Genomic DNA, 13,227 nt, shown 5'->3' with positions numbered 1-13,227 from the left:
CTCCATGGATCGACTCGATGAACTCAGCGTACTGATCGCCATCCTCGACGCCGGCAGTCTGGCTGCCGCAGGGCGTCGGCTGCGCCGTTCGCCGCCGGCGGTCACGCGGATCCTGACGGCGCTCGAAGCGCGTGTGGGCATGCGCCTGGTCGAGCGCTCCACACGCCATCTGAGCGCGACCGAGGCTGGCGCGCGGCTGGCCGAGCATGCGCGCCGCCTGCTGGCCGACTACGAGGCGGCAGTGCGCGAAGGCGCCGATGCGCCGCTGCACGGCAGGCTGCGTGTCACGGCGCCGCGTATTTTCGGGCGGCGCCATGTCACGCCGGTGGTGACCAGCTACCTCGACAAATATCCTGCGATGCGGGTCGAGCTGGTGCTCAGCGACGCCAATCTGGATTTGATCGAAGAGGGGCTCGACGTGGCGGTACGGATCGGGACGCTCGTCGACGCCAGCCTGGTGGCGCGCCGCGTCGGCGAAGTCCGGCGCGTGTGGGTCGCCAGCCCCGAGTATCTGGCGCGGCGCGGCCGGCCGAGCGCGCCGGGCGACCTGGGCGCGCACGACGTGGTTTATACGGCAAGCCGGCCGGTGGCGCCGGAGTGGCGTTTCCGGCATGCCGGGAGCGAGCAGGTGGTGTCACTCACGCCGCGTCTGACGGTCAATGCAATCGATGCGACACTGCTGGCCGTAAAAAGTCACCGTGGCATCGGCCGCGTGCTTTCATACCAGGTGGTCGACGATCTTGCGGCCGGCACGCTGGTGCGCCTGCTTGCCGAGTACGAACCGCCGCCGCTGCCGGTGCATCTGGTGATGCCCAGCGCGCGGCACATGGCGCCGAAGCTGCGCGCATTTCTCGACCATGCCGCCGAGCAACTCGGTAGGCTCGATGTAATCAGTGCCACTGCGCTGAAGCTCATGGCGTGACTGCCGGCGCTACCATGCGGCGCAATTCCGGCAGGCAGGAGCCACACGTCGTGCCGCACTTGAGCGCGTCCTGCAACGCGCGCAGCCGGGCTTCGGGCGGGCCCTGCCGATCGGCCAGACAGGCGTTGATCTGGGTCTCGGTGACGCCGTTGCAGTTGCATACGGTCTTGCCGCGCGGCTGCACGCCGGCCGGCGCGGTACGGCTGGGCAACAGCAGCAGGCGCCCCAGCGTGGAGGTCGTCTGAGCGCTCTCCAGCATTTCGCGCAGCCAGCCCGCCGCGCTGACGTCGCCAGCCAGCGAGACTGCCTGCAGCGTGCCGTCTTCGATGCGCAGGCGTCGCATCGTGCCGCGCTGGCGATCGCGATAGCTCAGCACTTTGGCCTGCGGCGCGCCGGCCAATCCAAACAGGGTTTCGATCTCCTGCTGCAGCGCGTCGTCGGCGCGCTCGTAGCCGGCCACACGCCACAACAACCCGCTTTGCGCACCGCCCGAGCGGCCGAACGGCACGCAACTGGCGTAAGGGAAGCATTTGAAATAGCGCCGCAAGTGCATTTGCCGCAGCAGCACTTCGTCGGCCGGCAGCCAGGCGAACACGACCCATTGCCATGGCAACTCGGCTGGCAGAATCTTGACCGCGCTGTGCTTCAGTTCGGGCTGCAGCGACTGCGGGTCGAGCGCGGGCAGCGTCAGGCTGTTCACGCCGAAGGCGGCTTGCCGGCCGGCCACGCCCGAGACGTATTCCTCGCCCCAATGCATTGCCACGAAGGCTTGCCCGGGCGCCACGCTGTCGGTGGCGCGTACCGGCAGGATCTGGCTGCCGCGCCGCGAGGTCAGATGCACGAACGCGCCTTCTCGCAATCCGAGCCGTTCGACGTCACGCGGATGCAGGTCGACGCTGGGCTCCGCCACATGCCCAAAAGACTGTTCGAGCGAGCCGGTGCGGCTCATGCCATGCCACTGGTCGCGCAGGCGGCCGGTACTCAGCGAAAACGGATAGCGCGCATCGACGGCTTCGGCCACAGGCGTATATGGCACGTCGGCAAATCGTGCGCGGCCGTCGCCGGTATGAAAGCGGCCCTGGCTGTACAGGCGCTGCCGGCCTTGCGTGGCTCCTTCTGGAAAAGGCCACTGCTGAGGTCCTTCGGTCTCGAGCAGCGCGTATGAGAGCCCGCCGATATCGAGATCGCGGCCCACCGTGGTGGCACGGTGCTCGAGCCAGATCGCTTCTGGCGAGTCGTACGGGAACAGCGTGGCTTGCCCGGGGCGCAGGCGCGCCTCGAGGCGCCGTGCCGCGTCGCACACGATCCGCCAGTCGTGGCGGGCCTCGCCGAACGGCGCCACCGCCGCGCGCACGCGCGAGATGCAGCGCTCCGAATTGGTGACCGTGCCTTCCTTCTCGCCCCAGGTGGTGGCCGGCAGCAACACGTCGGCGTAGGGCACCGTGGCGGTGTTGCGATAGGCCTCCTGCACCACCACGAACTCGGCCTGGCCCAGCGCCGCGCGCACGGCGGTTTGCGACGGCAGCGATTGCGCGGGGTTGGTGCAGGCGATCCAAACGGCCTTGATGGTGCCGTCGCGCAGCCCGTCGAAAATCTCGACGGCGGTTTTGCCGGGTTGCATCGGCACGCTCGGCACGTCCCACAGGCGGGCGATTTCGGCCCGATGCGCCGGGTTGCCGAGATTGCGGTGGCCCGACAGCAGGTTGGCCATCGCGCCGACCTCGCGTCCGCCCATCGCGTTGGGCTGGCCGGTCAGCGAGAACGGGCCGGCGCCGGGTTTGCCGATCTGCCCGGTGGCCAGGTGCAGATTGATCAGCGCGCGATTCTTCGCGGTGCCGCTCGACGATTGATTCAATCCCTGGCAATACAGCGACAGCGTCGGGCCTTGGGCGAACCAGCGCGCGGCGGTGACGATATCGTCGGCCTGCAGGCCGCATAACCGCGCGGCCACGCTGGGCGTGAACTCATGCACGACGGCGCGCAGCGCTTCGAAATCTTCCGTGTGCCCGTCGATATAGGCACGATCGATCAAGCCCTCCCACAGCATCACGTGCAGCATGCCGTGGAACAGCGCAACATCGGTGCCGGGTTGCAGCGGCAGAAACAAGTCGGCACTTTGCGCGGTATCGGTGCGGCGCGGATCGGCGACGATCACGCGCATGGCCGGGTGCCGGGCGCGCGCCTCTTCGAGCCGACGGAAAAGCACGGGGTGAGCGTAGGCGGGATTGGCTCCGGCGATGAAAACCGTGCCGGCCAATTCAATGTCCTCGTAGCTGCAAGGCGGCGCGTCGACGCCGAATGCGGCCTTATAGCCGGCTACGGCCGAACTCATGCACAGCCGTGAGTTCGAGTCGATGTTGTTGGTGCCGATCAGGCCTTTGGCCAGCTTGTTGAAGACGTAATAGTCTTCCGTGAGCAATTGGCCGGACACATAAAAGGCGACGGCGTCGGGTCCGTGCCGTTGCACGATGTCGGCCAGGCGCTGCGCGACATGGTCGAGCGCGTCGTCCCAGCCGGCCGGCGCCAGTGCGTCGGCGCGGCTGTGCCGCAGCGCGGGTTGCGCCGCGCGCACCTGGGTATAGCGATGCGGCGCGGCGGTCAAATGCAAGGTGCTGCCCTTGGTGCACAGCCGGCCGAAATTGGCCGGGTGGTCAGGGTCGCCGGCGACTCCGACGATTTCCTCACGGCCGTCCGGGTGGTGCAGGCTGTCGATCAGCACGCCGCAACCGACCCCGCAATAACAGCAGGTCGAGCGGGTGCGGCGTGCGACGGGTTTGGCGGGTGTGCTGTCGGCCATCGGCAGGCCTCACGCCCCACTGGCCGCGAGCGCTTGCGTGTTTTCCGCGGCCTCGGGTTGGGATAATTCGCTGCGCAGCATGTACACAGTGCGTTCGTCGCACTGCACCGCGAAGGTTTGCGCGCAACCGACGTCCGGGTCGAGCGCACAGCCGTCGTCCAGGCCGATTTGCCAGCCGTGCAACGGACAGGACACGCGCTCGCCGTGCACGATGCCTTGCGAGAGCGGGCCGCCCTTGTGCGGGCAGCGGTCGAGTACCGCGAACACGCGATCTTCGGCATTGCGGAAGATCGCGATATCGCTATGGTTGGCACGCCTGAGCAAACGCGCGCCCAGCACGGGGATGTCGTCGATTTGGCAAATGGCCAGCCAGTTGTCGTCAAGCATTGCAATATCCTCGGATAAAGTCGGCAGCCGATAAGGGGTCAAGCCAGCGTGAGCGGTTCGAACTGGCGCAGGTCGACGGCGGCCTCGGCCGGCTGATGCCACGGATCGGGCTCGTCGCGCAGCGCGAACTGCAGGCGCTCCCACAGCGCGCGCCGGTTGGCCGCATCGTCGAGCACCCGCTTCTTGACATAATCGAGTCCGACCCGGCCGACGTAGTGCACGGTGCGCTCGAGATACCAGCCTTCTTCGCGATACAGCTGCAAAAAGGCCCCGGCATATTCGAGCACTTCCTCGTGGGTCTTGACCTTGACGAGAAACTGCGCGACTTCGGTCTTGATGCCGCCGTTGCCGGCCACGTAGATCTCCCAGCCCGAGTCGACGCCGATGATGCCGACATCCTTGATGCCCGACTCCGCGCAATTGCGCGGACAGCCCGACACGGCCAGCTTGACCTTGTGCGGCGCATACATGCGCCACAGCGCGCGCTCCAGTTCCTGGCCCATGCGGGTCGAATCCTGGGTGCCGAAGCGGCACCACTCGGAGCCGACGCAAGTCTTGACGGTGCGCAGTGCCTTGGCATAGGCATGGCCTGACGGCATGCCGAGGTCGGCCCAGATGGCCGGCAGGTCTTCTTTCTTCACGCCGAGCAGATCGATGCGCTGGCCGCCCGTGACCTTCACCGCGGGCACCTGGTATTTGTCGACCACGTCGGCAATGCGGCGCAGTTCGGCCGAGGTGGTCACGCCGCCCCACATGCGCGGCACCACCGAGTAGGTGCCATCCTTTTGGATATTGGCGTGCGCGCGCTCGTTGATGAAACGCGCCTGCGGGTCGTCCTTGGCCTGATGCGGCCAGGTGCTGATCAGGTAATAGTTGAGCGCCGGGCGGCAGGTCGCGCAGCCGTTGGGCGTGCGCCATTCGAGAAAGCGCATGGCCGCATCGAGCGAGAACAACTCGTGCTCGCGAATGGCTTGCCGCACTTGCTCATGGGTGTGGTCGGTGCAGCCGCACAAGGCCTTTTGCTTGGGCGCGGCCGAGTAGTCGCCACCCAGCGTGCTCATCAGGATCTGTTCGACCAGACCGGTGCACGAACCGCACGACGCCGAGGCTTTGGTGTGCTTGCGCACGTCCTCGAGCGTGAACAGGCCCTGCTGTTTGATGGCCTGCACGATGGTGCCCTTGCAAACGCCGTTGCAGCCGCACACTTCGGCGGTGTCGGCCATTTGCATCGCGCGCTCGGCGCCGCCGTGGCCGGCGTCACCCAGATTGGCTTCGCCGAACATCAGGCTGTCGCGAATCTCGGCGATGTCGCGCCCTTCGCGCAGCAGCTTGAAATACCAGGCGCTGTCGACGGTGTCGCCGTACAGGCAGGCGCCGATCAGCTTGTCATCCTTGACCACGAGCTTTTTGTAGACACCGCCCAGCGGGTCTGCCAGCGTGATTTCCTCGGCGCCGGGGCTGCCCATGAAATCGCCCGCCGAGAACAGATCGATACCGGTGACCTTGAGCTTGGTCGAGGTGACCGAACCGGTGTAGCGGCCGATGCCGAAATGCGCGAGGTGATTGGCGCACACCCTGGCCTGTTCGAACAGCGGCGCCACCAACCCGTAGGCGATGCCGCGATGGCTGACGCATTCGCCGACCGCGTAAATGCGCGGATCGAACGTCTGCATCGTGTCGTTGACGACGATGCCGCGCTGGCAGTGAATGCCGGCCGCCTCGGCCAGTGCGGTATTGGGCCGGATGCCGACGGCCATGACCACCAGGTCGGCGGGAATTTCCTCGCCGCCGGCCAGGCGCACGGCGCGCACGCGGCCGTTCTGGCCGGGCTCGGTGCCCAGCAACGCGGCGGTTTGCGCACCCAGTTTGAAGTGCAGGCCGCGCGCTTCGAGCGATTGCCTGAGCAGGTCACCGGCGGTGCGATCGAGCTGGCGCTCGAGCAGCCACTCGGCCAGATGCACCACCGTGACCTGCATGCCGCGCGCGGCCAGACCGTTGGCCGCTTCCAGGCCGAGCAGCCCGCCGCCGACGACCACCGCGCTGCGATAGCGCGAACTCGCGTCGATCATGGCCTGCGTGTCGGCGATGTCCCGGTAGGCCAGCACCCCGTCCAGGTCGCGACCCGGCACCGGCAAAATGAATGGATCGGAGCCGGTCGCCAGCAACAGACGATCGTAGTCGCAGACGATGCCGTCGTCGGTACTGACCTGGCGCCGCACGCGGTCGATCCTGGTGACCTTCTTGCCTGCATGCAGCGTGATGCCGTTGTCGCGATACCACTCGAACGAGTTGAGCACGATCTGCTCGACGGTCTGCTCGCCGGCGAGCACCGGCGAGAGCAGGATCCGGTTGTAATTCGGGTGCGGCTCGGCGCCGAACACAGTGATCTCGTACATGTCCGGGGCGAGTTTGAGGAGTTCCTCGATGGCGCGCACGCCGGCCATGCCGTTACCCACCATCACCAGTTTCATCTTCCGCATTGCAACCTCGCTCCAAGATTTGCGGCCCCGCCTGCGCGCCGCTTGAAAGGAATTCAGCAAGATGCATGCCACGGCTTAAACGGGGTCTGGAGCCAATGACATTGGCGCATTCGCGCCGCCGCGCACCACCGCAGCGCATGGCGCGCACGTCGGCAGTGCCGCCTGGCCAGATATGGGCATAAGGGGGCGCCAGCCGTGCATGAGAATGCGCTGCCCCGGGCTGCGCGCGCGAGCAGCGAAATGCTGCGCAGCCGCACGCACGGGCGGCGCGCCGCGCCGCAGGCATGCCATCCAGGCGCGGTGGCATCGAACTTGCTCAGTGCTTGCGGACGACCTGACAACCGGGAGAGATATGCAATGAAAAATCTAATGATTTCGCTGCGCAGCGGTGACTGGCGCGCTTTGCTGGCCTGCTTTCTTTATTTCGATACCGGTTTCACCGTGTGGGTGCTGTACGGGCCGCTGGCACCTTTCATCGCGAAAGACATCGTTATGAGCCCGGCTCAGCAGGGGTTCCTGGTTGCCGTGCCGGTACTGGCCGCGGCGATTCTGCGCGTCACGCTGGGCAATCTGTATCAATCCGCCGACGGGCGACGTATCGCCCTGATGGGGATTCTGCTCTCGGCGTTGCCGGCGATCGTACTGCCGTTGCTGCCGGGCGTGCCGTCGTATTCGCTGCTGCTGGTGCTCGGCGTATTTCTCGGCGTGGGCGGCGCCAGTTTTGCCATCGCGCTGCCGATCGCCGGCAGTAACTATCCACCGCGTGTTCAGGGTCTGGTGCTGGGCGTGGCCGCGGCCGGCAATATCGGTGCGGTGCTCGACGGTTTTCTGTTCCCCGGGCTGGCGGCGCATTTCGGCTGGCAGAAGGCGGCGGGCGCCGCGGTGATTCTGCTGGCGGTGGCTGCCGTCGCAGTATTTCTGTGGGCGCGCGACCGCGCGCCGAAAAGCGGCAGTGTGGTACGTGCGTTCGGTGGCTTCGTGCTGAATCTGGCCGGTTTGATGCTGCTGGTGCTGGCGGTGCCGGCGGGCTTGTTCGGCCACGGCAGGGCCGGCGTGCTGCTGTTGCCGGTGCTGGGCGCGCTGCTGGCGATCGCCGTGCTGCCATCGAAATACCGCACCGTGCTGGCTGAGCGCGATACCTGGGTGATCATGCTGATCTATAGCATTACCTTCGGCGGCTTCGTCGGCATGTCGTCGTATGTGGCGCTGTTGCTGACCAATCTCTATCAGATGCCGAAAGTCGAGGCGGGCCTGTTCATGGCGCTGCTCGCCTTTACCGGCGCGATGGTTCGCCCGCTTGGCGGCTGGGTGGCCGACCGTATCTCTGGCGTGCGCGCGCTGCTGATGCTGCTGGCGCTGATTTCGCTATGCGATGCTGCGTTTGCCATTTGGATGCCGCCGCTGGGCAGCGGCATTGCCTTGCTACTAATACTGTATTGCGGTTTCGGCCTTGGCAACGGCGCCACCTTTCAACTGGTGCCGCATCGCTGGCAGGGCAAAACCGGCCTGATGTCGGGCATCATTGGCGCGGCTGGCGGCATTGGCGGCTTTTATCTTCCGGTGATCATGGGCATCGCCAAGGAAAGCACCGGCAGCTACCAGATGGGATTTGCCACCTTCGGCGCGCTGGCCGGCTGTGCCTTCGTGCTGGTGGTGCTGCTGCGCGCGCAATGGCTGCGCTGGGCGGTGCTGGCGCCGGAGGCGGTGAGCCATGGCGAGGCGGCGCTGGCGGGGCTGCATGCGGAATAACCGGATCGGCGAGCGTGGGACGAGGCGAGGGCCGGAATGAAAATGCGGCGCTGCACAAAAATTCAATCTGGCGTATGATTCGGGAAAACCCTAATACCTGGCGCTGCGACGAAACAATCACAGCGCCGGCTTTTTTTCCGTGCCGCCGCGATATCGCCCCCCACGCATGTCAAAAGAATCCTGCCTTCCCCATTCCGCGCAGCGCGCGCCCCTGGTGTCGAATACCGCGGTCACGGGGCAAATCGTTTCCACGGTCTTCTTCACTTTTCTGTGCTATCTGGCGATCGGTATTCCGCTGGCGATCCTGCCGTCGTATGTGCACCTCGACCTGGGGTACAGCTCAGTGGTCGCCGGGCTGGCAATCAGCGCGCAATACCTGGCGACCCTGCTGAGCCGGCCGCGCGCGGGGCGTACGGCTGACACGGTCGGACCCAAGCAGACGGTGCTATACGGTTTGCTGGCGTGCGGCGTGAGCGGCGCGCTGCTGTTCGTCTCGGCGATGTGGCAGCACATGCCTGGCTTGAGCCTGCTGGCGCTGCTGGCAAGCCGCCTGGCGCTGGGCTGCGGCGAGAGTTTTGTCGGTACCGGAGCGATTACCTGGGGCATCGGCCAGGTGGGGGCGACTCACACCGCCCGGGTGATTTCCTGGAACGGCGTGGCAACCTATGGCGCACTCGCGGTCGGCGCGCCGATTGGCGTGGCGCTGGAGCGGGCCTACGGCTTCTCGGCGATCGGCGTGGTGGTCATTGGCCTGGCATTGGCCGGGTTCGGCCTGGCTCAACTCAAGCGCGCCACGGCCATCGTGCATGGCGAGAAGCTCGCGTTCCGTGCCGTGCTCGGCCGCGTTCTGCCGCATGGCCTCGGGCTGGCGCTCGGTTCGGTCGGGTTCGGCGCCATCGCGACCTTCGTCACTTTGTTTTATGCCAGTCGCCACTGGCCCGATGCGGCCCTGACCCTGACCGTGTTCGGCACGTGCTTTGCCGGCGTGCGCCTGCTGGGCGCCAATAGCATCAAGCGCTTTGGCGGTTTCCGGGTCGGCATCGTCTCGTTCTGCGTCGAACTGCTCGGGCTGAGCCTGCTGTGGCTGGCGCCCGATCCGTCCGTCGCGCTGCTGGGCGCCGCGCTCTCCGGCGCCGGCTTCTCGCTGGTGTTCCCGGCGCTGGGCGTCGAGGCGGTCGGGCTCGTGCCGCCACACAGCCGTGGTGCGGCGCTTGGCGCTTACTCGGTGTTTCTCGATTTGTCGCTCGGTGTGACCGGGCCGGTCGCGGGGCTCGTGGTCAGCCAGTTTGGCTATGCGCAGGTGTTTTTGTTTGCGGCGCTGTCAGCGGCACTGGGCGCATGCCTGACGCTTGGCTTGCATCGTCGCGCCCGGCGCGCGCCTCACTTGACGGTGGCGGGCGCGGAGTAGGTGTCGCCTCGTGGCGCCGGGTGACTCGGCCTCTGGGCCGCACGTACGGGTGAATGGTTCACCCTGCCTGAGCGCTGGCGCAGTGGTGCCGCATCCAGCGGTGACGTATCGAGTTCGCTGGCAAAGCGCGTTTCCAGGCCGCTCTGTCCGCTCGTGCTGTTGCCGAGCGTCCCCGCGTCGCCGAATTGTCCGGCGGTGAGGCCAAAACCCATCGACGAATGGGTGCCCAAGTGCGCGCTGCCGCCGGTCAGCCCGGTCTGCGCCTGCGCCTGGCATGCGATGAGCAGTGCCGCGGCGCCCCCAAGATAAAGCAAGATCCGCACGAATCATTTCCCCGAAATATGGTGCTCATGCTGCAATGGCGTGAGCGAAACTCGCCAGTGTAAGCGTCTTTGCCGCGTCTGGCGAATGCGGGCCAAGTGTCGCCATGGCGACGGTCAGTGCGCGGCCATGCGATGTGTTTCGTTGAGCGAACCGATGCAAATCGAAGCAATGCTCAAATTGACGATATCGCTTGCAGTCCGAGCCGACTTTTGTGATAGGCAGTCGCTCCTGCCGCGCCTTGCGCGCCGGCCGCTCCCCGGCTGGCAAGGCGCGCGGACACGGTTCGCGTGAACCGAACGGTGTCGAGGTGCTGCTGCGCGCAGTGAGTGTACGACGATCTGGCCTCGCATATCGAATTTATGATGTTAAACATCATGGTTAACGCGGATGACGCCATCGCCATGATTCGGCATACAGTAACGCACAGCTTTTCCCTTCATGGTGTCGCGTTTCACCCTTCGAGAAGGATATTTAATATGTCGATACGCTGGCTTGCTGTACTGCCTTTCATAGGCATCCTAATCGGGACTGCGTTTGTCAACGAGGTCGAACCTCTTGTATTGGGCATGCCGCTGTTGCTGGCATGGCTCGTGATGTGGATTGTGTTGACGGCGGTCATCATGGCGATCATTTATGCCAACGATCCGGCCAACCGTGCCGAGAACGGGAATTCGGAGGCAAATCGATGAATAGCGCACTGCTCGTTATTTTATTGGTGACCTTGTTTGCCCTGTTTCTCGGCGTGCGCGCGCGCCGGGGGCGGGACATGAACCTCGAGCAATGGACCGTCGGCGGCCGCAGTTTCGGCACCGCTTTCGTGTTCCTGCTCATGGCCGGGGAAATCTATACGACCTTCACGTTCCTCGGCGGCAGTGGTTTTGCCTACGGCAAGGGCGCGGCGGTTTTCTACATCCTGGCCTATGGCGCACTGGCCTATATCATCTCCTATTGGCTGTTGCCGCCGATCTGGCGCTTTGCGAAGCGGGAGCACCTGGTTTCCCAGCCTCACTACTTCGCCCGCAAATACAACAGCCCGGCACTGGGCGTGCTGGTGGGGATCGTCGGCGTGATCGCGCTGATTCCTTACCTGGTGTTGCAGTTCAAGGGGTTGGGCATCATCGTGGAGACGGCCTCCTACGGCTCCATTTCGTCGACGGCCGCGATCTGGATCGGTGCGGTGGTGGTGGCCGCCTACGTGATGGCTTCCGGCGTACGCGGCTCGGCCTGGAACGCGGTGGTCAAGGACACGCTGATCCTGGCCATGGTCATCTTCCTGGGGATCTACCTGCCGATTCACTACTATGGCAGCCTGGGCTCGATGTTCCACGCGATCGATCAGGCCAAGCCGGGCTTCCTGAAGTTCTCCGACAAGGGCACCAGCGTCGTGTGGTTCCAGTCGACCGTGCTGCTAACCTCGTTGGGGTTTTTCATGTGGCCTCATACGTTCGGCTCGCTCTATACCGCCAAGGACGAGCGGATTTTCCGGCGCAACGCCGTGATGCTGCCGATTTATCAGCTGATTTTGCTGTTCGTGTTCTTCGTCGGCTTTGCCGCCGTGCTTAAAGTGCCGGGCCTCAAGGGCGGCGACATCGATCTGTCGCTGTTCAAGCTGTCGATCCAGACTTTCGATCCGTGGTTCATCGGCGTGATCGGCGCTGCCGGGGTACTCACTGCGCTGGTGCCGGGCTCGATGATTCTGATGTCCGCCTCGACGTTGCTGGCCAACGATATTTATCGCGGCGGCATTGCGCATGGCGCCTCGGATGAGGCCATCAATCGCCTGGCGCGCTTCCTGGTGCCGGTGGTTGCCCTGGTCGCGGTTGGCTTCACGCTGAAGGGCGGCTCGACCATCGTGGCGCTGCTGCTGATGGGCTACAACTTCGTCACGCAGTTGTTCCCCGCCGTGATTTGCAGCGTTGCGAAAAACAACAAGGTGACCAAGCAGGGGGCTTTCTGCGGCATTTTGGTCGGCGTGCTGGCAGTGGTCGGTATTTCGCTCACGCACAGCACGATCGGCAAGCTGCTGCCGTTCCTGCCGGAATCGCTGCACGACATCAACGTGGGCTTCGTCGCGCTGATCCTCAACGTCGTTGTCACGATCGTCGTGAGCGCCATGACCCAGCCCAAGCAAGGACTGGCTCAATCGTCGCGGGCCTGAGGCCGGCAGAGTCACGAAGCTAGAACCGGTTCTCGAACCGCGAAGCCGTTCGGCGTAGGCCGAACGGCTTTTTTTTCTGCCTGGCCCAAGGGCGAAACCGGGCATTGCGTTATGCGGCCCGCAAGGTCGGTGTAAACACTGAGTCATCGATTTTTTCCCGTAGGTTGGGAATGCGAACTTGAAATAATGAGAGAAATTGACGATTCTTCAGCCCATGAATCATCGTCAATCGATCACCGATATCGCTCAACCCAGCTCGAAGGCGGGCGCCGACCGCGTGCTGTTCGTGCTGGCGACGCTCGCGCGGCACGGGCATCCGATCAACGCGCGCGACCTCGCGCAAAAGACTGCGCTGGCGCAAAGCACGCTGTACCGCCAGATCGCGCTGCTCAAGCAATGGGGTTTCGTGGCGGAGATCGACGGCAAGTACGCGCCGGGGCCGGTGGGGCTGCAACTGGCGATGGGCTTCGATCAGGCGTCGCACCTGGTGCACGAGGCGAAGCTGCCGATGGCAAGGCTGGCGGCCGAATCGGGCGAAAGCGTGGGATTGATCGTCGCGGTCAAGGATCAGGCCGTATGCCTGGAGATGGTCGAGAGCCAGCATTCATTGCGTTGCTCGTTCGAGAAAGGGCGAGGCATTCCGCTGCTCGACGGCGCCTCGGCCAAGTCGCTGCTGGCGTTTATGCCGGGCTCGGCGGCGCGCCAGATCGTGACGGATTTGCTGGGTGCCAAACCCAGGCGGCAGACCCAATTGTTTGCAGAGTTGGAACAGATTCGCGAGCGAGGTTTCGTCGTCACCGAAGGCGAGGTCGATCCCGGCGTATGGGGTATCAGCGCGCCGCTGTTTCGCCAGCCGGGCAAGGCTGCCGGCACGCTCACCCTGATGGCGCCCGCGACACGTGCTCACCAGAAGACGCAACAACTGATTGACGCAACCCTTGCTACCGCCCGGGTCATCTCGGCGCGGCTGCAAGATTTTTGAGAAGGCCCTTGGAGACCCAC

At 65.0% G+C, this 13,227-nt stretch carries 10 protein-coding genes; 6 read left to right on the top strand and 4 right to left on the bottom strand.

Annotation, left to right across the window (positions count from 1 at the left end):
- The first annotated feature begins 4 nt into the window (after nt 1–4).
- A complete protein-coding gene (locus PATSB16_RS13470) occupies nt 5–922 on the top strand; it encodes a LysR family transcriptional regulator (RefSeq protein WP_047214627.1) in 918 nt (305 codons plus the stop codon).
- On the opposite strand, the gene PATSB16_RS13465 is transcribed toward PATSB16_RS13470, so the two are convergent.
- Genes PATSB16_RS13465 through nirB form a run of 3 tightly spaced genes read right to left on the bottom strand, consistent with a single transcriptional unit; the run spans nt 912 to nt 6,586 of the window.
- Nucleotides 912–3,719, bottom strand: coding sequence for a nitrate reductase (locus PATSB16_RS13465; RefSeq protein ID WP_047214625.1), 2,808 nt, complete (start codon nt 3,717–3,719; stop codon nt 912–914). The two genes, PATSB16_RS13470 and PATSB16_RS13465, sit on opposite strands and share 11 nt — an antisense overlap.
- 9 nt (nt 3,720–3,728) lie before the next feature.
- Nucleotides 3,729–4,112 carry a nitrite reductase small subunit NirD gene (nirD, locus tag PATSB16_RS13460; protein WP_418303898.1) on the bottom strand — a complete coding sequence of 128 codons (384 nt, stop codon included), beginning with the start codon at nt 4,110–4,112 and terminating at the stop codon, nt 3,729–3,731.
- A gap of 32 nt (nt 4,113–4,144) precedes the next feature.
- Nucleotides 4,145–6,586 (bottom strand): nitrite reductase large subunit NirB, encoded by a 2,442-nt coding sequence (nirB, locus tag PATSB16_RS13455; protein ID WP_047214623.1) that lies wholly within the window; start codon nt 6,584–6,586, stop codon nt 4,145–4,147.
- A gap of 357 nt (nt 6,587–6,943) precedes the next feature.
- Between nirB and PATSB16_RS13450 the strand changes: the two genes are divergently transcribed.
- Together PATSB16_RS13450 and PATSB16_RS13445 are read left to right on the top strand one after the other, a co-directional pair.
- The gene (locus PATSB16_RS13450) at nt 6,944–8,335 is read left to right on the top strand and encodes an MFS transporter (protein ID WP_047214622.1); all 1,392 of its coding nucleotides are present in this window, start codon (nt 6,944–6,946) and stop codon (nt 8,333–8,335) included.
- A gap of 166 nt (nt 8,336–8,501) precedes the next feature.
- Nucleotides 8,502–9,743 (top strand): MFS transporter, encoded by a 1,242-nt coding sequence (locus PATSB16_RS13445; RefSeq protein ID WP_047214621.1) that lies wholly within the window; start codon nt 8,502–8,504, stop codon nt 9,741–9,743.
- Here the strand turns inward: PATSB16_RS13445 and PATSB16_RS13440 are convergent.
- The gene (locus PATSB16_RS13440) at nt 9,716–10,066 is read right to left on the bottom strand and encodes a hypothetical protein (RefSeq protein WP_047214620.1); all 351 of its coding nucleotides are present in this window, start codon (nt 10,064–10,066) and stop codon (nt 9,716–9,718) included. The genes PATSB16_RS13445 and PATSB16_RS13440 overlap by 28 nt on opposite strands.
- Nucleotides 10,067–10,543: 477 nt before the next feature.
- On the opposite strand from PATSB16_RS13440, the gene PATSB16_RS13435 reads away from it, so the two are divergent.
- The 3 genes from PATSB16_RS13435 to PATSB16_RS13425 all read left to right on the top strand — a co-directional run bounded on the left by PATSB16_RS13435 (nt 10,544) and on the right by PATSB16_RS13425 (nt 13,207).
- Nucleotides 10,544–10,756, top strand: a complete 213-nt coding sequence (locus PATSB16_RS13435; RefSeq protein WP_047214619.1) for a DUF3311 domain-containing protein — start codon at nt 10,544–10,546, stop codon at nt 10,754–10,756.
- On the top strand, nt 10,753–12,225 hold the full coding sequence (locus PATSB16_RS13430) for a sodium:solute symporter family protein (protein WP_047214618.1): 1,473 nt from the start codon (nt 10,753–10,755) through the stop codon (nt 12,223–12,225). Before PATSB16_RS13435 ends, PATSB16_RS13430 begins: the two co-directional genes overlap by 4 nt.
- Before the next feature lie 214 nt (nt 12,226–12,439).
- Complete coding sequence (locus PATSB16_RS13425) at nt 12,440–13,207, top strand: IclR family transcriptional regulator (protein WP_047214617.1); 768 nt, start codon at nt 12,440–12,442, stop codon at nt 13,205–13,207.
- Nucleotides 13,208–13,227 lie beyond the last annotated feature (20 nt).

It is taken from the genome of Pandoraea thiooxydans (assembly GCF_001931675.1).
GTDB lineage: Bacteria > Pseudomonadota > Gammaproteobacteria > Burkholderiales > Burkholderiaceae > Pandoraea > Pandoraea thiooxydans.
Note: the sequence above shows the minus strand (reverse complement) of the source record. Positions and strands in the feature narration are given on the sequence as shown.